Annotated in this window: 17 protein-coding genes; 15 read left to right on the forward strand and 2 right to left on the reverse strand. The window is 68.7% G+C overall.

Annotated elements, in window-relative coordinates:
• From KAH28_RS04930 to KAH28_RS05000, 15 genes are all read left to right on the forward strand, one after another.
• Positions 1-1062 carry an acyl-CoA dehydrogenase family protein gene (locus KAH28_RS04930; protein WP_290574782.1) on the forward strand — a complete coding sequence of 354 codons (1062 nt, stop codon included), beginning with the start codon at positions 1-3 and terminating at the stop codon, positions 1060-1062.
• Between the two features lie 123 nt (positions 1063-1185).
• Positions 1186-2334, forward strand: a complete 1149-nt coding sequence (locus KAH28_RS04935) for an acetyl-CoA C-acetyltransferase (RefSeq protein WP_290574784.1) — start codon at positions 1186-1188, stop codon at positions 2332-2334.
• Between the two features lie 122 nt (positions 2335-2456).
• Positions 2457-3335 (forward strand): SDR family oxidoreductase, encoded by an 879-nt coding sequence (locus KAH28_RS04940; RefSeq protein ID WP_290574785.1) that lies wholly within the window; start codon positions 2457-2459, stop codon positions 3333-3335.
• A 162-nt stretch (positions 3336-3497) separates the two neighbouring features.
• Positions 3498-4604, forward strand: a complete 1107-nt coding sequence (locus KAH28_RS04945; protein WP_290574786.1) for an acyl-CoA dehydrogenase family protein — start codon at positions 3498-3500, stop codon at positions 4602-4604.
• Entirely contained in the window at positions 4604-5794 is a 1191-nt protein-coding gene (locus KAH28_RS04950; protein WP_290574788.1) for an acyl-CoA dehydrogenase family protein, read from the forward strand. The genes KAH28_RS04945 and KAH28_RS04950 overlap by 1 nt, the downstream gene beginning before the upstream one ends.
• A 195-nt stretch (positions 5795-5989) precedes the next feature.
• Positions 5990-6775 (forward strand): SDR family oxidoreductase, encoded by a 786-nt coding sequence (locus KAH28_RS04955; protein ID WP_290574789.1) that lies wholly within the window; start codon positions 5990-5992, stop codon positions 6773-6775.
• 8 nt (positions 6776-6783) lie between these two features.
• Positions 6784-7242: a MaoC family dehydratase gene (locus KAH28_RS04960; protein WP_290574790.1), complete on the forward strand. Its 459-nt coding sequence runs from the start codon at positions 6784-6786 to the stop codon at positions 7240-7242.
• Between the two features lie 132 nt (positions 7243-7374).
• Entirely contained in the window at positions 7375-8580 is a 1206-nt protein-coding gene (locus KAH28_RS04965) for an acetyl-CoA C-acyltransferase (RefSeq protein ID WP_290574791.1), read from the forward strand.
• Positions 8581-8655: 75 nt separating this feature from the next.
• The gene (locus tag KAH28_RS04970; RefSeq protein ID WP_290574793.1) at positions 8656-9696 is read left to right on the forward strand and encodes a YCF48-related protein; all 1041 of its coding nucleotides are present in this window, start codon (positions 8656-8658) and stop codon (positions 9694-9696) included.
• Entirely contained in the window at positions 9693-12023 is a 2331-nt protein-coding gene (locus tag KAH28_RS04975; protein WP_290574794.1) for an efflux RND transporter permease subunit, read from the forward strand. Before KAH28_RS04970 ends, KAH28_RS04975 begins: the two co-directional genes overlap by 4 nt.
• 126 nt (positions 12024-12149) lie before the next feature.
• Positions 12150-13247, forward strand: coding sequence for an amidohydrolase family protein (locus KAH28_RS04980; protein ID WP_290574796.1), 1098 nt, complete (start codon positions 12150-12152; stop codon positions 13245-13247).
• A gap of 7 nt (positions 13248-13254) precedes the next feature.
• Positions 13255-14487, forward strand: a complete 1233-nt coding sequence (locus tag KAH28_RS04985; protein WP_290574797.1) for an MFS transporter — start codon at positions 13255-13257, stop codon at positions 14485-14487.
• Positions 14480-15340, forward strand: coding sequence for an SDR family NAD(P)-dependent oxidoreductase (locus KAH28_RS04990; RefSeq protein WP_290574798.1), 861 nt, complete (start codon positions 14480-14482; stop codon positions 15338-15340). Before KAH28_RS04985 ends, KAH28_RS04990 begins: the two co-directional genes overlap by 8 nt.
• Positions 15341-15412: 72 nt before the next feature.
• The gene (locus KAH28_RS04995; RefSeq protein WP_290574800.1) at positions 15413-17026 is read left to right on the forward strand and encodes a DUF1302 family protein; all 1614 of its coding nucleotides are present in this window, start codon (positions 15413-15415) and stop codon (positions 17024-17026) included.
• A 24-nt stretch (positions 17027-17050) separates the two neighbouring features.
• On the forward strand, positions 17051-18409 hold the full coding sequence (locus tag KAH28_RS05000; RefSeq protein WP_290574802.1) for a DUF1329 domain-containing protein: 1359 nt from the start codon (positions 17051-17053) through the stop codon (positions 18407-18409).
• Between the two features lie 53 nt (positions 18410-18462).
• Here KAH28_RS05000 and KAH28_RS05005 read toward each other — a convergent pair whose 3' ends face one another.
• Together KAH28_RS05005 and KAH28_RS05010 are read right to left on the reverse strand one after the other, a co-directional pair.
• Positions 18463-19242 carry an SDR family oxidoreductase gene (locus tag KAH28_RS05005; RefSeq protein ID WP_290574803.1) on the reverse strand — a complete coding sequence of 260 codons (780 nt, stop codon included), beginning with the start codon at positions 19240-19242 and terminating at the stop codon, positions 18463-18465.
• 99 nt (positions 19243-19341) lie between these two features.
• The gene (locus tag KAH28_RS05010; RefSeq protein WP_290574804.1) at positions 19342-20103 is read right to left on the reverse strand and encodes a TetR/AcrR family transcriptional regulator; all 762 of its coding nucleotides are present in this window, start codon (positions 20101-20103) and stop codon (positions 19342-19344) included.
• Positions 20104-20201 lie beyond the last annotated feature (98 nt).

Genomic DNA, 20201 nt, shown 5'->3' on the forward strand with positions numbered 1-20201 from the left:
ATGGACTTCACCTTCGAGAGCCATCAGCTCGCCTTCCGCGACGCCATCCGCAAGTTCCTCGTCGTCGAGGCCGCGCCGGAAATGCTGCGCGACATCTGGGAGACCCAGAGCGGGCGCTCCGCGGAGCTGCGCGCCAAGCTGGCCGATCAGGGCCTTACGGCACTGTCGGTGCCGGAGGAGTTCGGCGGCATCGCGCTCGGCGACCTCGACTGGGTGCTGGTCCAGCAGGAGCTGGGCTACTACGCCATTCCGGATTCGCTGATCGATACCGCCTATCTGGGCACCGGCCTGATCTGCGGACTGGCCGCCGACGTCGCGCTCAAGCGCGAGTGGCTGCCGCGCATCGCCGACGGCAGCGCGCGCGTGGCGGTGGGGCATCCGGTCAACCCCTTCGTCGCGGACGCCGGCACGGCCGATCTGCTGCTGCTGTGGCACGAGGACGCCGTGCACGCGCTGACGCCGGATCAGGTCACCCTGACCGCGCAGCCGAGCATCGACATGTCGCGGCGGCTGTTCACCGTCGACTGGACGCCGGAAGCCGCGAACCGCATCGCCGACGCACGCATCGGCGCACGGCTGTGGGCCGACACCAGCAATCGCGGCGCGCTGGCGGTGGCCGCCCAGCTGATCGGCCTGGCGCAGCGCATGCTCGACCTCGGCGTCGATCACGCCGCGCAGCGCAAGCAGTTCGGCAAGATCATCGGCAGCTTCCAGGGGGTCAAGCATCCGCTGGCGGATGTCGCGGTCGCCATCGAGTTCGCCGAGCCGGTGCTCCATCGCGCCGCCTATGCCCTGGCGCACGGGCATGCCGGCGCCGCCCATGCCATCGCGCAGGCCCGCATCCAGGCCAGCGACGCGGCGCACAAGGCGGCGCGCGCCAGCCTCCAGGCGCACGGCGCCATGGGCTATACCTGGGAGGCCGACCTGCAGATGTTCATGAAGCGTGCCTGGGTGCTCGACAACGCCTGGGGCGATCTCGCGCACCACAAGGCACTCGTGGCCGATGCCATCTTCGCGGATGAAGCGGCGCTCGGTCCGGCCAGCACCTTCGAGACCGCGTGAGCGGTCCGTTTCGCCAGAACGCCGGGAGCCGGCCCGCCGTCCACCTGCGGAGCCGGCATCCCTTCAACCGAAGCGGCGGCGCCTGTGCGCAGGCGTCGGCGCATTGACAACCAGGAGTCACCGATGCCCGAAGCCTATCTCGTAGACGCGCTGCGCACGCCCACCGGCAAGCGCCGCGGGAGTCTCGCCGAAGTCCACGCCGCCGACCTGGGGGCGCACGTCATCAAGGCGGTGGTCGATCGCAATCCGGTGCCGGCCGAGGAGATCGACGATGTCGTCTTCGGCTGTGTCGACACCGTCGGCCCGATGGCGGGCAACATCGCGCGCACCTGCTGGCTGGCGGCGGGGCTGCCGCTCAGCGTGCCGGGCGTCACCATCGATCGGCAGTGCGGCTCGTCGCAGCAGGCCGTGCACTTCGCCGCACAGGCGGTGATGAGCGGCGTTCAGGACGTCGTCATCGCCGGCGGCGTGCAGACCATGAGCAGCGTGCCGATCGGCTCGTCGATGATGGCCGGCCGCCCGCTGGGCTTCGACGATCCGTTCTCCGGCAGCAAGGGCTGGAAGGCGCGCTTCGGCGATGCGCCGGTGACGCAGTTCAACGGCGCGCAGATGATCGCGGACCGCTGGGGCTTCGACCGCGAGGCCATGGAGCGCTTCGCACTGGAGAGCCACGAGCGCGGGCGCGCCGCCATCGCGGCGGGCCACTTCGACCGCGAGCTCGTCCCGCTCAACGGACTCGAGCAGGACGAAACCACGCGCGAGACCTCGCTCGAGAAGATGGCCGAGCTCGAGGTGCTGGCCGAGGGCGGCAGCCTGACCGCCGCGGTGGCCAGCCAGACCTGCGACGGCGCCTCGGCGATGCTGGTGGTGTCGGAAGCCGCGCTCAAGCGCTACGGCCTGAAGCCGCGCGCCCGCATCCACTACATGGGGCTTATGGGTGACGACCCGATCGCCATGCTGACCGCCCCCATCCCGGCGACCCAGCACGCGCTGAAGAAGACCGGTCTCAAGCCGTCCGACATCGATATCGCCGAATGCAACGAGGCCTTCGCGCCGGTGCCCATGGCGTGGATGCACGAAACCGGCTTCGCGCACGAGCAGGTCAACGTCAACGGCGGCGCCATCGCGCTCGGCCACCCGCTGGGCGCGACCGGCACCAAGCTCATGACCACGCTGCTCCACGAGCTCGAGCGGCGCGGCGGCCGCTACGGCCTGCAGACCATGTGCGAGGGCGGCGGCGTGGCCAACGTCACCATCATCGAGCGGCTTTGAAACCACGGATCGCACAGATTCCGCAGTTCCGGAAAAGGAAACAGAGAGAAAGATCTGTGTGAATCCGTGAAATCTGTGGTTCAAGCGCTTTTTTGTAACGAATATCCTGGAAGGAGCCAGCAATGGCAATTTGTGAAGGACGCAGCGTCATCATCACCGGCGCAGGTGGCGGTCTGGGCCGGGCGCACGCGCTCGCGCTGGCGGCGGAAGGCGCGGCGGTGCTGGTCAACGACATCAACCGCGAGGCGGCCGAAACCGTGGCCGGCGAGATCGACGCCGCCGGTGGCCGCGCCATTGCCAACAGCGATGACATCACCACCACCAGCGGCGCCGAGGCCATCGTCAATGCCGCCGCCGAGGCCTTCGGCGACGTGCACGCCGTGGTCAACAATGCCGGCGTGCTGCGCGACAAGATGTTCGCCAGCATGTCCGAGGAGGACTGGGACATCGTCGTCAAGGTCCATCTCAAGGGCCACTTCTGCATCAGCAACGTGCTGGTGAAGCGCTGGCGCGCACAGGTCAAGGAGCGCGGCGAGAAGGTCGACGCGCGCATCATCAACACCACCTCCGGTGCCGGTCTGCAGGGCTCGGTGGGGCAGAGCAACTACGGCGCCGCCAAGGGCGGCATCGCCACGCTGACGCTGATCCAGGCCGCCGAGCTCGGCCGCTACGGCATCACGTCCAACGCGCTGGCGCCGGCGGCGCGCACCGGCATGACCGAGGACGTCTTCGCCGACGTCATGAAGAAGCCCGAGGACGGCTTCGACCACTTCGCACCCGAGAACGTCTCGCCCATCGTGGTCTGGCTGTGCAGTCCGCAGTCTGCTGCCGTGAGCGGCCGCGTCTTCGAGGCCGACGGCGGCCGCATCTCGGTGGCCGATGGCTGGCGCACCGGGGAGGTCAACGACAAGGGCACGCGCTGGGCGCCGGCCGAGATCGGCAGGGCGGTCGAGGCGCTGATCGCGAAGGCGCCCGCGCCGCAGAAGGTCTACGGCACCTGATCGCGCGAACCGGCGTGGTGGCGGCGCATGGTCCGCCACCGCGCTGGTAAGGCGTCCTCACTAATCCCAACGGGTGATGAGCCCGGCGGTGCGCGCCCGCAAGATCGCCGCATCGCTTCCGACTGCGTGGCAATGGAACTTTCCCTCAGCGAAGACGAACGCATGATCCGCGACGCGGCCGCCGACTTCCTCGACGGCGTCAGCGACTCGGCGGCCGTGCGCGCCTGCATCGAGGCCGAGGACGGCGTGGATCACGACGCCTGGCGCCGGATCGCCGGCGAGCTCGGCTGGTGCGCGGTCGGCATCGACGAGGCACACGGCGGCATGGGCATGGGAGCGCTCACCGAGGCGCTGCTCTTCGAGCAGGCCGGAAGGCATCTGCTCTGTGCGCCGCTGTTCGCGACGCTGGCGCTGGGTGCGAACCTCCTTCGGACGGTCGCCGATGACGGTGCGCGGGGGCGCTGGCTGCCAGGCGTCGCGGAGGGCCGTGTCGGCCTCTCGGCGCCGCTGCCCGCGACCGCCGACTGGACCGATGCAGCGGAGAATCTGGAGGCGCGTTCCGACGACGCGGGGTGGCACCTGCGGGGCGACGTTGCGCGGGTGCCGGACGCCGCCGCGGTGGATACGCTGCTGCTGTTCGCGCGTCTGCCCGGCGACGACGGCATCGGCCTGTTCGCCGTGCCGAGCGCGGCGGAGGGCGTGACCGTGCGCACCCGCGCCGGCTGGGACGCCACGCGCCGCTTCGCCGAGGTCGCGCTGCGCGATGTTGCGGCCGAGCGCGTGGACGACGCCGGGCGCCTGCGCAGCGAGCTGCCGCGCGCGACCGCGCTGGCGCGTCTGGCGATTGCCGCCGAGACCCTGGGGGCGGCGCAGCAGTGCCTGGATCTGACCACTGCCTATGTCGCCGAGCGCAAGCAGTTCGGCCGCGCGGTGGGTTCCTTCCAGGCCGTCAAGCACCGTTGTGCCGAGATGATGGTGGCGATCGAGGCGCTCCGCTCGGGCGTCCACGGTGCGGCGCGACTGGCCGAGACCGGGACCGACACGGCCGCGCTGGCTGCGGAATGCGCGGCGCTGCGCGCCCGCGCCGACACCACCGGCTTCTTCTGTGCCCAGGAGGCCATCCAGCTGCACGGCGGGGTGGGCTTCACCTGGGAGTACGACCCGCACCTGTATTTCAAGCGGATGCAGGCCGCGCACCACTGGCTGGGCACCCCGGAGGCGCTGCGCGCCGAGGTGGCGGCACACCTCTTCCGGGCCGAGGCGGCGTGATGGCGCTGGCAGCCGACAAGACACCGCCGGCGCCGACGGATTTCCGCGCGGCGATCGCGGACTGGATGGCCGCCCATCTGACCGGGCCCTTCGCGGCCCTCAAGCATCGCGGCGGCCCCGGCGACGAGGAGGCCGACCCCGAGCTGCGCAAGCGCTGGGAGCGCGAGCTGGCGGCCGGCGGATGGACCTGCGTGGGCTGGCCGGAGCGCTTCGGCGGCCGCGGTCTGTCGATCGACCAGCAGGTCATCTTCCACGAGGAATACGCGCGCGCCGGCGGCCCGGGTCGCATGGGGCACATCGGCGAAGGGCTCATCGGGCCGGCGCTGATCCGCTACGGCAGCGAAGCGCAGCAGGCGCGCTTCCTGCCCGGCATCGTCGCGGGGCGCGAATTCTGGGCGCAGGGCTACTCCGAGCCTGCCGCCGGCTCCGATCTGGCCAATGTGCAGGCCCGCTGCTGGCAGCACGACGACGGCAGCTGGCGGGTGTCCGGACAGAAGATCTGGACCTCGCTGGCGCACGAGTCGGACTGGATCTTCGTGCTCGCGCGCAGCGAGCCGGGCAGCAAGGGGCGGCACGGCCTGAGCTTCCTGCTGATGCCGCTGGACCAGCCCGGGATCAGCATCCGGCCGATCCGGCAGATGAGCGGCGGCTCCGAGTTCAACGAGGTCTTCTTCGACGAAGCGGTGGCCGAGGCCGACTGTCTGGTCGGTGCTCCGGGCGAGGGCTGGTCGGTGGCGATGGGCCTGCTGGAGATCGAGCGCGGCGTGTCCACGCTCGGCCAGCAGATGCATTTCGCGCACGAGCTGCAGCTCGTCATCGAGGCGGCGGAGCGCACCGGCCGCGCCGGCGATCCGCACATCCGGGCGCGCATCGCCGATGCCTGGGGCGGGCTGCGCGTCATGCGCTACAACGCGCTGCGCATGCTGGCGGGTGCCGACGACCTCAAGCTGACGCGCGAGGCGCTGATCTACAAGTACTACTGGTCCAACTGGCACCGCGACCTCGGCAAGCTGGCGATGGACGTGCTCGGCCCCGACGGCGATGTGCCCTCCGAGGATCCCGCCATCAAGCGGCTGCAGCAGATCTTCTTCTTCTCGCGCGCCGACACCATCTACGCCGGCAGCAACGAGATCCAGCTCAACCTGATCGCCGAGCGCGGCCTCGGCCTGCCGCGCGAGCCTCGCGGTTGAACAAACCTGGAACCACAGATTGCACAGATTTCCCCAGATTCTCTTCCTGTCCTTCGTGAGAACCGCAATGGCGATGCGCAGCGGCGCCGCAGGCGAGGCTGACCGGCGACGGATTTCATCAACCGATCCCCGATCTGTGGAATCGGTGAAATCGGTGGTTGGCTTTCCGGATGCTGATGGCGACGAGGTGGCGGCATGACGCCGGCGCCGGACTACGTGCCGGCGCACGGTCTGCTCGCCGGAAAGTCGGTGCTGATCACGGCCGCGGCCGGTGGCGGCATCGGCAATGCCACGGCGCGGCGTGTGCTGGAGGAGGGTGCCCGCGCGCTGATGATCGCGGACATTCACGAGCGCCGCCTGGGCGAGGCCGTTGACCGCCTGCGCGCGGATTTTCCGGATGCCGCGATCGCCGGCCAGCTCGCCAACGTCACCGTCGAGGACGAGGTGCAGGCGCTGATCGATGCGGCCGAGGCGCACTGCGACGGCGTCGACCTGCTGGTCAACAACGCCGGCCTCGGTGGCAGCCGCCTGGTGGTCGACATGACCGACGATGAGTGGAGCCGGGTGCTCGACGTGACCCTCACCGGCACCTTCCGCATGACCCGCGCCATGCTGCGCAGGATGCAGCCCCGCGGGCGCGGGGCCATCGTCAACAATGCCTCGGTGCTCGGCTGGCGGGCGCAGAAGGAGCAGGCCCACTATGCCGCGGCCAAGGCCGGGGTCATGGCGCTGACCCGCTGCAGCGCGCTGGAGGCCGCCGATCACGGCATCCGCATCAATGCGGTGGCGCCGTCCATCGCCTTCCACGACCACCTGCGCAAGACCGCGCCGCAGGAGCTGCTCGAGCAGCTCGCCAGCCGCGAGGCCTTCGGGCGCGCGGCCGAGGTCTGGGAGATCGCCAACTGCATCGTGATGCTTGCGTCCGACTACAGTTCCTATCTGGTGGGCGAGGTGCTCTCGGCCTCCAGCCAGCATCCCTGAGGAGATTCATGGCCACCGTCTTCGATTCCCCGGACGCCATCCTCGCCGCCGCCGGCACGGAGCTCGGCAGCGGCGAGTGGCTGACCGTTACCCAGGAACGCGTCGACACCTTCGCCGACGCCACCGACGACCACCAGTGGATCCACGTCGATCCCGAGCGCGCGAAGGATGGGCCGTTCGGTGCCACCATCGCGCACGGCTACCTCACGCTGTCGCTGGTCAGCCGCTTCCTGCCCGAGATCGTCGAGATCCGCGGCATGCGCATGGGCGTCAACTACGGCTGCGACAAGGTGCGCTTTCCCAATGCAGTCAAGGTCGGCGCGCGCATCCGCGGTCGCGGCGAGATGATCGCCGCCGAGGCGACCCGGGATGGCGGCACGCAGGCGGTGATCCGCGTCACCGTCGAGATCGAGGGCGAGGAACGCCCGGCCTGCGTCGCCGACACCATCAGCCGTTACTACTTTTGATCTTTTTGGAACCACAGATTTCGCAGATTTCCACAGATTGTCTTTTGTCTCTGGTGTGCGCTGACCTTGTCAGCGACACCAGCGACCAATCCCCGAAATCCGTGAAATCCGTGGTTCAAGGATAGGTTCGAAATGCCCGAAGCCGCCATCGTATCCGTCGCCCGCACGCCCATCGGCAAGGCCTATCGCGGGGCCTTCAACGACACCGAGGCCCCGGTGCTGGGCGGGCATGTCATCAAGGCCTGCGTCGAGCGCGCCGGCGTCGATCCCGCCTCGGTGGACGATGTCATCATCGGCGCCGCCGCGCAGCAGGGCACCCAGGGCTACAACCTGGGCCGCCTCTGCACCTACACCGCGGGGCTGCCGAAGACGGTCTCGGGCATGACCCTCGACCGCCAGTGTTCCTCGGGCCTGATGAGCATCGCCATCGCGGCCAAGAACATCATCGCCGGCGAGCAGGACATCGTCATCGGCGGCGGTCTGGAATCGATCTCGCTGACGCAGAATCCGCACAAGAACAGCTACCGCGCGGTGTCGGAAGCAGTCATCGCGCAGGAGCCGGGCGCCTACATTCCGATGATCGAGACCGCCGAGATCGTCGCCGAGCGCTACGGCATCCCGCGCGAGGCGCAGGACGCCTACGCCTTCCAGAGCCAGCAGCGCACGGCCGAAGCGCAGCGCGCCGGCCGTTTCGACGACGAGATCGCGCCGCTGACCGCGCAGAAGCTGCTCTTCGATGCCGACAAGCAGCCCGCCGGCCACGAGGTGGTGACGCTGAAGCAGGACGAGGGCAACCGCGCCGACACCACGCTGGAAGGGCTCTCCGGACTCAAGCCGGTATGGAAGAACGGGCGCTGGGTGGAGCAGGGCCGGTTCATCACCGCCGGCAACGCCTCGCAGCTTTCCGATGGCGCCGCCGCGGCCCTGCTCATGCGGCGCGATGCCGCCGAGTCGCACGGCCTGCCGATCCTGGGCCTGTATCGCGGATGCGCGGTTGCCGGCTGCGGACCCGAGGAGATGGGCATCGGCCCGGTCTTCGCGGTGCCGAAGCTCCTGGCGCGGCACGGACTGAGCGTGGCCGACATCGGGCTGTGGGAGCTGAACGAGGCCTTCGCCTGCCAGGTGATCTACTGCCGCGATCAGCTCGGCATCGACAACGACCGCCTCAACGTCGATGGCGGCGCCATCGCCATCGGGCATCCCTTCGGCATGTCCGGCGCGCGCATGGTGGGGCACGCCCTGATCGAGGGGCGCCGGCGCGGTGTGCGCTACGTGGTGGTGACCATGTGCATCGGCGGCGGCATGGGCGCTGCCGGCCTGTTCGAGATTCCCGGCTGAGGACAGCCCCCGCAACCGACGATAGACACGCATCGGATCCGGCGCCAGACCGGAAGCGCAAGAGGAGGCCAGAGCATGCAGCAGAGCGTCAGTACCGACAGCCGACCGCGGTCGCGCGGCAGCTTCGCAGCGGGGTGGCCGGCCATCGGCTTCGCGGCACTGGTCACGGCGGGTGCCGTCTACTCGTTCTCGCCGCGACCGCTGCCCGACTATCCGCCGACGCAACTCCAGGCCGATCAGCTGCTCATCAACGGACTTGCGCGGGATGGCGCGGGCTTCGTCGCCGGCGGCGCCAAGGGGCGCATCCTCACCGCTGAATCCGCCCGGGGACCCTGGACCGACGCCGAGGTCGGCGAGACCCACGGCTCACCGGTCACGCGCATCGTCGCCGTCGATGACGGGCGCATGTTCGCGGTCGGACACAATCTCATGATCCTGCGCAGCACCGACGGCGGTGGCAGCTGGCAGAACGTGCACGTCGACCTCGACGTTCCCGAGCCGCTGCTCGACATCGCGAAGGTCCCCGGAGGCGACCGGCTGGTCGCGGTGGGCGGATTCGGCCAGTACCTGGAATCCGGCGACGGCGGCGACACCTGGACGTCGCGCCGGATCGAGGCCTTCAACGGCAGCCATCTCAACGATATCGTCATCGGGGCGGACGGGACTCTGCTGATCGCGGCCGAGCGCGGACTGCTGCTGCGCTCGCGCGACGGCGGGCAGACCTGGGATCCCCTCGAGCTGGACTACCCCGGATCGATGTTCGGTGCGCTCTCGCTCGGCGACGGGCGCTGGCTGGCCTTCGGGATGCGCGGCAACGCCTTCCTCAGCGAGGACAACGGCGACAGCTGGCAAGCGGTCGATACCGGCATCAGCGATTCGCTGTTCGGCGGCACGCAGCTCGCGGACGGTCGCGTGGTCCTGGTCGGCGCCATGCACACCATCCTGATCGCGACACCGGGCGAGTGGACGTTCCGGCGCGTGATTCCCTCCAAGCAGGGCACCTATTCGACCGTGCTCGAGGCACCCGACGGGGCCGTACTGGTCGGTGGTGACCCGGGTGCACAGCTCATCGATCTCGCCACCGGCGAGCGGCGCAACGGCGGAGACGACGCATGAGCAGCGGCAATCGCATGGTCGACGGCCTGGGCTCCTTCATCATCGGGCGCCGTCGTCCGCTGTCGATCTTCTTCCTGCTGGTCACGGCCCTGCTCGGCTTCAGCGCCTCCCGCATCGAGCTGGATCCGGGGTTCCTGAAGCTCATTCCGGTCAACCACTCCTACATGGACACCATGATGGAGTACATGGATGACTTCTCGGGCGCCAACCGCGTGCTGGTCAACCTGCGCTGGAAGGGCGAGGGCGACATCTACAACGAGGAGTTCCTGACCGCGCTGGAGGAAGCCACCGACGCGGTGTTCTTCATCCCCGGGATCAATCGCACCACGGTGTCCTCGCTGTTCACGCCCGACACCATCTACATCGAGGTCACCGAGTACGGCTTCCGCGGCGAGCCGGTGATCCCGGCCCGGTTCACGGGCACCGAGGAACAACTCGAGACCATCCGGCACAACGTCGAGCATTCCGGCCGCATCGGCGAGCTGGTGGCGAACGACCACAAGGGCGCGCTGATTCGCGCCGATCTGCTGGAGCGCGGCGCGGACGGCGAGCGCGTGGACTACTGGCTGGTGCAGCAGAAGCTGACCGAGATCCGCGACCAGTTCGAGAACGAGAACATCGAGGTCAACGTCATCGGCTTCGCGCGTCTGCTCGGCGACGTGATCAAGGGCCTGCTCGGCGTGTTCGCGTTCTTCGCGCTGGCCTTCGTGCTGACCATGCTGCTGCTGTACCTGTACACACGGTCGCTGCGCATCACCTTCGTCGCGACCTTCGTCGCCGCGCTGCCGGTGCTCTGGCTGATCGGTGTGCTGCCGGCGATCGGATACGGCATCGATCCGATGTCGATCCTGGTGCCCTTCCTGATCTTCGCCATCGGGGTATCGCACGCGGTGCAGATGACCAGCGCCTGGCGTCTGGAGATCATAGACGGCGCCGATTCGGTCACCGCGGCGGAACGCGCCTTCACCAAGCTGTTCGTGCCCGGGTCGGTGGCGCTGCTGACCGAGGCGCTCGGCTTCGGCGTCATCATGCTGATCGACATCCCGATCGTGCACGAGCTCGGCATCACCGCCAGCATCGGCGTGCTGCTGATGATCATCACCAACAAGATGATCCTGCCCATCCTGCTGTCGCGACTGCAGCTCGAGGACAAGAGCCTGGAGCGCGCCCGGAAGCCGGAGTCGGCGACTGCGCGCAACCTGCTCTCGCTGATCTCGGCCTGCGCCACGCCCGGTGGCGCGAAATGGGTGCTGCTGGTCAGCGTGGTGCTGCTGGCGACGGCGACCTGGCAGTCGCGCGATCTCGTCATCGGCGACAGCGGCACCGGGGCGCCGGAGCTGCATCACGACTCGCGCTACAACTACGACGGTCGCGTGATCTCGAACAGCTACGACATCGGCACCGACATCCTGTCGGTGATCGTCGAGGCGCCGGACTTCGAGGGCGATTCCTGTCTGCACTACCCGGTGATGGATGCCGTCGACCGCTTCGAGATGCACATGCGCGGCGTCGCCGGAGTGCGCTCGGTCACCAGCGTGGCCGGCGTCACCAAGCGTGTTGTGGGTGCCTTCAACGAGGGCAATCCGCGCTGGCAGGCACTGGCGCGCAGCCAGGCCGGCCTGGCGGTCGGCTCGCGCGGCTTCGACCCGCAGCTCGGGCTCAACAACGAGAGCTGCCGGGCCATCCAGGTGCTGGTCTTCATGGAGGACCACGAGGGCGAGAAGGTGGCGCACGCGGTGGCAGAGGCCAAGGACTTCATCGCGCAGGACGACACGGAGGGCGTGACCTTCCGCCTGGCCAGCGGCAACGTCGGCGTGATGGCGGCGACCAACGAGGCAGTGGCCGAAGCCGAGGCCCGCATGCTGCTGTCGATCTTCGGTGCGCTGCTGCTGTTCTGCCTGCTGTCCTTCCGATCGTGGATCGGGGCGCTGTGCGTACTGGCGCCGCTGGCCATGGTGTGCGTGTTTGCCAACGCACTCATGGCGATGATCGGTATCGGTCTCAAGACCGCGACGCTGCCGGTCATCGCGCTCGGCGTCGGCGTGGGCGTGGACTACGGTCTCTATCTCTTCGAGCGCATCCAGCATCACATGGGCGAGGGGCGCGATTTCCGCGCGGCCTTCGAGCACGGCATGCGCGAGCGCGGTGCGGCCATCGTGTTCACGGCGCTGACCATGTCGATCGGCGTCGCGACGTGGACCATGTCCGCGCTCAAGTTCCAGGCCGACATGGGGCTCCTGCTGGCCTTCATGTTCCTGGTGAACATGTTCGGCGCCATCTGCCTGCTGCCCGCGCTGGGCACCTGGTTCTTCCGCCGGAGAGCCTAGCGCGCGCTACCGCCGGTCCGGTTCCGTTCCGATCTCGTCCGTATATGGGAGGTCGGCCGGACCGGGCCCCCATAGCGTCGTCTCCATAACAGATGAACCGCGCACGATCGCGGGAGGAGACGAGGCATGAACGCTGTGGCACAGCAGACGCTGGTGTCGGCGGACTCGCATGTGTTCCTGACCGGGGAGTGGGTCAAGGAGCGGCTCCCGTCGCGCCTGCATGCGGTCTGGGACGAGGCGGGCAGGAAGTCCGAGGCCTACGCGGCCGAGCATCTGCGCGGCGGTCAGCCCAATCTCGAACTGCGCGATTTCGTCGATCCGGAAGCGTCGGAGGATCCCGGTTATCGCGAGCCGGAAGCCAGGCTCGCCGCCATGGACCGTGACGGTGTGCAGGCCGAGGTGCTGTTTCCCGAACTGGGCGGCGCCAAGGTCTGCCATCCGGCGCTGATGGGTGATGACTGGAAGGCGGTATTCCAGGGCTACAACCGCGCGCTCAGCGACTTTGCCGGACACGACCCCGACCGCCTGCTCTGCGCCTACCAGTTGCCCCTGATGGACGTCGACTTCGCCTGCCGCGAGGTCGAACGGCTGGCGCGTGATCACCGGGCGCGGTGCGTGCAGGTGACACCGTTTCCGGCCGACATGGGGCTGCCCGACCTGCACGATCCGGTCTACGAGCCGCTCTGGCGGACCATCGAGGAGACCGGCCTGACGATCATGAACCACCTCGAGCCGAAGACCGAGCTCTGGAGCATCTTCCGTCGCGACCCGACGCCGCAGAAGGGCATCTTCACGGCGCTGCCCTGGGCGCCGCTGGCGGAGGCCATCTGCTTCTGGATCCTGACCGGCACGCTGGAGAAGTACCCGAAGCTCCGCGTGATCTTCGTGGAGCCGGGCCTGGGCTGGATCCCCTGGTTCTTCGAGTTCCTGCTCGACCCGCGCATGCACGAGCACTACGAGTTCCCGGGCGTCAACCGTCCGCCGTCGGAGACCTTCCGCGAGCAGTGCGGGGCGACCTTCATGTACGAGCCCAAGGGCCTGAAGGCCTTCTACGATTTCTTCGGTGCCGATTGCCTGTACTGGTCCACCGACTTCCCGCACCCGGCGACGTGCTGGCCGCACTCGCAGCAGCAGGTGGTCAGCCAGCTGACCGAAGCCGAGATTCCGGAACACGACCGGAAGAAGATCGTCTGCGACAACGCCCTTCGCACCTTCGCACTGTAGGCGCTCCATGACCGCACTCCCGTATCGCGGCTGGTGGGTCCTGCTCGCCGGCTACGCGTGCACGATGCTGGCCATCGGCAGCACGACCTACACCTTCGGACTCTTCGTGGCGCCGATGTCCGAGACCTTCGGTCTGTCGCGGGCCGATGCCAATACCGGCTTCATCATGCTGCTGCTGGGCATGGCGGCGTGGTCGCCGGTGGCCGGACGACTGCTCGACCGGTATTCGGCGCGACTGGTGATGGGCGCGGGCGCGGTCGGCTTCGGCGTCGGCTTCGTGCTGATGGCGCGCGCCGGTGCGCCGTGGATGCTGGCTGCCGCGATCTTCGGGCCGGTGGCGTTCGGCACGGTGGCCTGCGGGGCGCTGGCCGCCAATACGCTGACGTCGCGCTGGTTCACACGGCGCCGCGGCCGGGCGATGGGCCTTCTCGCCACGGCCACCTCGGCCGGCGGATTCGCGGTGCCGCCGCTGGTCGCCGCATCGCTCGAGGCCTACGGCTGGCGCGACACGCTGGCGGCGATCGGGTTCGCGGCGGCAGCGGGCATGCTGATGCTGGTGCTGCTGCTGGTGCGCGACCGTCCCGAGGCCGTCGGCCTGCGGGCCGACGGCGCAGGGCCGGAGGCGGCTGGCAGCGCGGATGGTCCGGGCCGGGAGTGGCGACTGCGCGAGCTGCTCGGGAACGCCGATTTCTGGCTCATCGGGCTCGGTGCCGGTCTACTGTTCGGGGCCGATCAGGCGCTGCTGGCATCGATCGTTCCGTACGGCGAGGATGCCGGGCTGTCGACGCCGCAGGCGGCGCTGCTGGTGTCCTGTCTGACGGTGTCGGCCATCGTCGGCAAGCTGGTCATCGGCGCGCTGGCCGACCGGGTGGACAAGCGCTGGCTGTTCGTCGCGGTGGCGGCCTGCCACCTGCTGTTCCTCAGCGTGCTCCTGCTGTCGCCGGGGCACATCGTGCTGGTGGTGGCCTGCGCCACCGCCGGGCTCGCGGTGGGCGGGGCCTATCCGCTCTGGATGACCCTGCTCGCGGACAGCTTCGGTCCGCGTTCCTTCGGATCGGTGGCCGGCATCATGAGCCTGATCGTCATGCCGCTCTCGGTATTCTCGGTGCGCTACATCGGCGAGGTCTTCGACCGCACCGGCAGCTATGACGCGGCCTTCTGGACCTTCATCGGCTTTGCATGCGTGGCCGCGCTGCTGGTGATCCGGGTACGCCCGGCAGCGGTGCCGCAACATGCCTGAGCCGGCTGCCGGGACAGGCGCCCCGGCCACTCTCTCCGGACGCTGCGCGCTGGTCACCGGCGCCAGCCGCGGCATCGGACGGGCGATAGCCACCCGTCTGGCCGCGCACGGCGCCGCCGTGGTGCTGAGCAGTTCGCCGCGCTCGCAGGATGCGCTGCAGGCGGCGCGCGACGACATCCGGGCTCGCGGCGGGCGTGCGGAATGCCTGGTGGCCGAGCTGGGCGATGACGAGGCGCGGCGCGCACTGGTGGCCCAGGCCGCGGAGCTTGCCGGCGGCATCGACGTGCTGGTCAACAATGCCGCCGCGATACCGGCATTCGAGCCCGCGAGTGCGATGACCCTCGCGACCCGCCGGCGCCTTTTCGCCATCAATCTCGATGCGCCCATCGATCTGGTGCAGCAGTCGCTGCCGGCGATGCGCGCGAAGGGCTGGGGACGGATCCTGAACATCAGCAGCGATACCGTCCGGCAACCCGAAGTGCCCTATGCCGGTCCGGCCGCGATGGTGCACGCCCTGAGCGTGTACGGCGCGTCGAAGGCAGCGCTGGAGCGGGTGACGACGGGGCTTGCCGCCGAGCTGCACGGCAGCGGGGTGCTGGTCAACGCCCTGGCGCCGCAGCGCATAGCGCGCACCGAGCGTGCCGAGCGCGTGGCGCGCGAGGTCGGTCGCACGCGGCCGGAGTGGGTGGAGCCGGTCGAGACCATGGCCGAGGCCGCCTATCAGCTCGTCACCGGGACCTTCACCGGGCTGGTGACCGGCAGCCGCGACCTGATGTATCGGCTGCAGCTCCCGCTGCACGCCCTGGATGGCCGAACGGTCATCGGAGATTGCATGACCCCCGGAGTGGCATGAGCAGACCGCGACGGTAGTCCCGGGCACACGGGACCCGCGCATTCCAACAGCAGGAGGAGTCGGATGAGAGACATGAAGCGGAAGGACAATCGGCGGTACGCCGGGTGGCGGGCCCGCGTGGCGGGTGGTGTCGTGCCACTGCTGTGCGCGGGGGGCGCGACGGCGGGCACGGTCGATTTCGCCGACGGCACCAGCATCGAGTATCTGCTGAACCTGACCTACAGCGCGGCGATGCGCGTCGACGACGCTTCCGACCGGCTCGAGGCCAACATCAACGGCGACGACGGCAACCGCAACTTCGATGCGGGCACGCTCATCAACAACCGCGTCGCGGCGCTGGGCGAGTTCCGCTACGAACGCAACCGCATGGGCATCTTCACGCGCGGCAGCGCGTTCTACGATGCCGCGGTGGCGGGCAGCGATCCCGATCACGATGCACCCAACCGCCGCAATCGCGCCGGCGACCCCGATCGCTTCAGCGACGCCATGAAGAGTCAGCTCGGGCGGCGCGCGCGGGTTCTGGATGCCTATGCCTACGGCACCTGGGACATCGGCGGAACCAGCGTGTCCGTGCGGGCCGGCGAGCAGGTGGTGTCCTGGGGCGAGAGCCTGTTCTTCCCCAACACCAGCGGCGCGCAGAGTCCGGCCGACGCGACCAGCTCCAACGTGCCGGGCACCGAGGTCAAGGACGTGCTGCTCCCGGTGGGGCAGGTGTACGTGCAGTGGGGCATCACACCCCGCCTGGGCCTGTCCGGCTACGTGCAGTACGAAAACGACTACACCGAACTCAACCCGGTCGGCGCCTACTTCAGCACCACCGACACCGTCGGACCGGGCGCGGAGTTCCTGCTCGTCGAGTTCCCCCAGGTGGGCACGCTGCAGGTACAGCGCGGGGCGGACATCAAGCCGGCGGACGGCCGCCAGTGGGGCGTGTCCGCGAAGTACCTGTTCGGACTCGGCACCGAGGTGGCCGTTCAGTACCTGCAGTATCACGACCCCAATCCGACCGGAGTCGTCTTCAACAACCCCGGTCCGGTCGACATCATCGGCGGCAACAGCAGCTACCAGATCCTGTACACCGATGACATCCGGCTCGCGTCGATCAGTCTGAGCACGGATGTCGGCGGCACAGCACTGACCGCCGAGGTGAGCCGTCGCTGGGATGCCGGCATATCGGTCAATGCACCGGCACTGGCTGGTGCCCCGGCCCCGACGCCCACGACCGGCGATGTCTGGCAGGCCAATCTGGGCGCCTTCCACATCTTCCTGCCGACGGCCTTCTGGGACCAGCTGGTGGTGCTCGGCGAGATTGCCGGAGTACACGTCGCCGATGTCGATCCGGTGATGGCGAACGGTCAGGCCTTCGATGACCTCAGCAAGAGCAAGAACGCGGCCGCCTTCCAGGGCCAGATGATCTTCACCTATCAGCAGGTGCTGCCGGGCTGGGATCTGGGCGTGACGCTTGCCCATTCCAACGCCTTCGAGGGCAGCACGTCGCTCAACGCCTCGCTCGGGAGCCTGACCGGGCAGGGCGACCGCCGTTACCGCATCGGCTTCGGCTTCACCTATCTGGCGAACCTCCAGTTCGAGGTCGCCTACAACCATTTCGACGGAAGCCCCGACGTCGGCCGACGCGGCCTGGCCGATCGCAGCTTCGCCTCCTTCAGCGCGAAGTACAGCTTCTGATCCGCACCATTGGAGACCATCATCATGCACAAGCGCATATCCATCGCCCTCGCTGGCGCGCTGGTTGCCGTAATGGGGTCGGCGACCGCCGCCGACTACGGACCCGAAGCCCTCGGCGACGAACTGACCCCGGTGGGGGCCGTCAAGGCCGGTAACGAGGCCGGTACCATCCCCGAATGGAGCGGCAAGTGGCTGGGCGCACCCCCGCATGTCGACTACGACGGCAGCTACAACCCCAACCCCTACCCGGATGACGAAGTCCGCTACACCATCACCGCCGAGAACGTCGAGGCGCACGCCGACAAGCTCGGGCCCGGTCAGCTCGCGCTGTTCGAGGCCTATCCGGACACCTATCGCATCCACGTCTATCCCACGCACCGCGACTTCCGGCGCCCGGATCGCGTGCACGAGAACGTGCGACTCAACGCCGAGAACGCCCGCCTCACCAACGACGGACTGACCCTCGAGGGTGCCTACGGCGGTGTGGCCTTTCCGATCCCCGACAACGGCCTGCAGGTGGTCTACAACATCCTGACCTCGAGCGCGCCCTGGTTCATCGAGGCCCCGCAGATCTCGCGCTATGTCCACGCCAACGGGAGCGTCACCGAATCGGAAGTCTTCCTCAAGGTCTACAACCCGTACACGCGAGGCGACGACCGCGAAGGCTGGGAGGACGGTGACGTTTTCTCGTACAGCATGAGCGAGGAGCGAGCTCCGCCGCGCAACGCCGGGCGCATCACGCTGTCGTCCAACACCTACGACAACTCCGGCACGCCGCGCGACGCCTGGCAGTACGATCCCGGCACCCGCCGCGTGCGCAAGACCCCGGACGTGCAGCACGACTATCCGGTGCCGAACGGTCCGCGCGTGGTCGACGAGCAGAACGGCTTCAACGGCTCGCCGGCGCGCTTCGAGTGGGAGCTGGTGGGCAAGCGCGAGATGATCGTGCCCTTCCACAACTACCAGCTCGACTCGCGTGAGCTGGAGTACGACGACTTCATCACCACGCGCGGTCATCCCGACCCGGAATACATCCGGCATGAACTGCGCCGCGTGTGGGTCGTGGAAGGCACGCTGAAGGACGGCATGCGCCACATCTACGGCAAGCGCCGCTTCTACGTCGAGGAGGACAGCTGGCACAAGGTCATGGGGGAGAACTACGACACCCGTGGCGAGCTCTGGCGCGTCTCGCAGGACGGCATGATCTACGCCTACGACGCCGAGGGCTACTACAACAACGTCTCGATCTACCAGGACCTCGTGTCCAAGGCCTACAGCATCGAGAAGCTCAACAACGAGGAGCCGATGGGCACGCGTCTGAACCGGCGCGAGCCGCATGCCGGCGAGTTCTCGCCGGAGGGGCTGCGGCGGGCCGGCAGTTAGTCCGGATGGCCGGGCGCCGGCCGGTCCCTTCCTTCGGGGCCGGTCGGCGCTGCCTAGACTCCGAAGCCTCCGGACACATTTAACTGCTCGCCGGTGATATAGCCGGCCTTGCGTGATGCCAGGAAGACGGCCGCGTTGGCGATGTCCTCGGGCTTGCCCCAGCGCTTGAGCGCGAGCAGCTTCTGGGTTTCGTTGATCCACGCGTCGTCGAAGACGCCGCGTTCGAGGAGCTCGAGGAACATGCCGGCCTCGATGACGCCGACCAGTACCGAGTTGGCGCGCACGCCATTGACACCTTCCTCCTTGGCGATGCCGCGGATCAGCGCCTCGTTGGCGGCCTTGGGGACCACCGAGAGGCCGTCCCTGGGCGGCCACCAGCGATCACCGGCGGAGCCGATGTGCACGAAGCTGCCCTGGCTGTCGCGCAGCGCGGGCAGGAAGGCGCGGGTAACGTGCATGAAGCCCTGCAGCTCGATCTGGACCGAGGGTTCCCAGAGCGACGGCTCGGTTTCGGCGAGCAGCTTCTGCTCGACCACCGGGCCGGCGGCGAAGACGACGGTGTGGATGGCGCCGAAGGTTTCCAGCACCGATCGGCAGCAGGCCTCGACCTGGGCGGCGTCGCGCACGTCGCACTGGAAGGCTTCGGCGCGCGCGTCCGATCCGGAGATGCGGCCGGCGACCTCGCGGGCCCGGTCGGCCTTGCTGTTGTAGGTCACGGCCACGTTGCTGCCGGCCTGACCGAAGCCCTCGGCGATGATGGCGCCGATGCCGCCGCTGCCGCCGAAGACGACGGTCGCGCCTTCCGGGAAATCGCCGTTGGTCTGCTGATTCATGGTGTGGTCTCCCCTTGTGATTCGATCCGGCACCTTCGCCGGCGCCGCACGCGCCTGTCGTCGTCCGACAGGATGAGCCGTGCACCCGTCGAGTGGCCCTCAGTCGGCGAGGCGGCGCAGCGCGTCGCGCGTGTCGTCGCTGAGCGCGCCGCCATCGGCAGCGAGCATGCGGGCGGCGACCTCGGGGCGGCAGAACTGGCGAACGAAGTCGGCGAGGATGCGGGCGATGACGGTGTCGTGCGGTTCCTGCATGCCGGCCATCACCCAGTTCGCGAGGCGCGTCTGCTGCATGACCATGAGCAGGCGCGCATCGTCGCGCGGCGTGCCGGGCACCAGCAGGCCCTGCGATGCGCCCCAGTTGAAGACCTGCTCGATGACGTCCAGGCCCCGCGCCCACAGCTGCTGCTCCTCCGAGCTCGGCCAGGCGGCGTCGTGGTACCAGACGTAGCCCTCGTGCAACTGCATGCGCAGGTAGTCGGGGTGCTCCAGCAGGTACTGCAGGTGGATGCGCTGCAGGGACAGCAGGCGGGTCATCGATTCGGGGTTCTGCAGGATCGCCTGACCCTGCTGCATCACCGCCTCGAACATCTCGGTGTCGCGCGCGATCAGCACGCCGCGATGCAGGTCGCGCTTGCTCGGATAGGACTGGTACAGCGTGCCGAGCGAGATGCCGGCGGCGCGCGCGATGTCCTGCATCTTGGCACTGCCGAAACCCTGGTCGGCGAATACGCTCTCGGCGACCGCGAGGATGTGCTTGCGGTAGAGCGCGTCCTTGGCGGCCTTGAGGTCGGCGGCCTGCGGGCGTCGTCCGCCCCTGGGGCGGGCAGTGGTGCTGTCGGCGTTGCGGGTGGGGTTGCTCATGACGACTTCCTGGAAGCGGCCGTTGCCGGGCGCGAGGGCCGCGCATCGGGTCGGGGCGGGAATGTTGACACCGGTACGCGCCCATTCTAGTGTAGTAA

Origin of the sequence: Algiphilus sp., assembly GCF_023145115.1 — a bacterium.
Taxonomy (GTDB): domain Bacteria; phylum Pseudomonadota; class Gammaproteobacteria; order Nevskiales; family Nevskiaceae; genus Algiphilus.

Coding starts and splice junctions, on each gene's coding strand:
- KAH28_RS05005 (WP_290574803.1), bottom strand. CDS start 19,242: ATGAATCAGCAGACCAACGGCGATTTCCCGGAAGGCGCGACCGTCGTC.
- KAH28_RS04935 (WP_290574784.1), top strand. CDS start 1,186: ATGCCCGAAGCCTATCTCGTAGACGCGCTGCGCACGCCCACCGGCAAG.
- KAH28_RS04985 (WP_290574797.1), top strand. CDS start 13,255: ATGACCGCACTCCCGTATCGCGGCTGGTGGGTCCTGCTCGCCGGCTAC.
- KAH28_RS04955 (WP_290574789.1), top strand. CDS start 5,990: ATGACGCCGGCGCCGGACTACGTGCCGGCGCACGGTCTGCTCGCCGGA.
- KAH28_RS05010 (WP_290574804.1), bottom strand. CDS start 20,103: ATGAGCAACCCCACCCGCAACGCCGACAGCACCACTGCCCGCCCCAGG.
- KAH28_RS04990 (WP_290574798.1), top strand. CDS start 14,480: ATGCCTGAGCCGGCTGCCGGGACAGGCGCCCCGGCCACTCTCTCCGGA.
- KAH28_RS04930 (WP_290574782.1), top strand. CDS start 1: ATGGACTTCACCTTCGAGAGCCATCAGCTCGCCTTCCGCGACGCCATC.
- KAH28_RS04965 (WP_290574791.1), top strand. CDS start 7,375: ATGCCCGAAGCCGCCATCGTATCCGTCGCCCGCACGCCCATCGGCAAG.
- KAH28_RS04950 (WP_290574788.1), top strand. CDS start 4,604: ATGGCGCTGGCAGCCGACAAGACACCGCCGGCGCCGACGGATTTCCGC.
- KAH28_RS04995 (WP_290574800.1), top strand. CDS start 15,413: ATGAAGCGGAAGGACAATCGGCGGTACGCCGGGTGGCGGGCCCGCGTG.
- KAH28_RS04975 (WP_290574794.1), top strand. CDS start 9,693: ATGAGCAGCGGCAATCGCATGGTCGACGGCCTGGGCTCCTTCATCATC.
- KAH28_RS04970 (WP_290574793.1), top strand. CDS start 8,656: ATGCAGCAGAGCGTCAGTACCGACAGCCGACCGCGGTCGCGCGGCAGC.
- KAH28_RS04980 (WP_290574796.1), top strand. CDS start 12,150: ATGAACGCTGTGGCACAGCAGACGCTGGTGTCGGCGGACTCGCATGTG.
- KAH28_RS04940 (WP_290574785.1), top strand. CDS start 2,457: ATGGCAATTTGTGAAGGACGCAGCGTCATCATCACCGGCGCAGGTGGC.
- KAH28_RS04945 (WP_290574786.1), top strand. CDS start 3,498: ATGATCCGCGACGCGGCCGCCGACTTCCTCGACGGCGTCAGCGACTCG.
- KAH28_RS04960 (WP_290574790.1), top strand. CDS start 6,784: ATGGCCACCGTCTTCGATTCCCCGGACGCCATCCTCGCCGCCGCCGGC.
- KAH28_RS05000 (WP_290574802.1), top strand. CDS start 17,051: ATGCACAAGCGCATATCCATCGCCCTCGCTGGCGCGCTGGTTGCCGTA.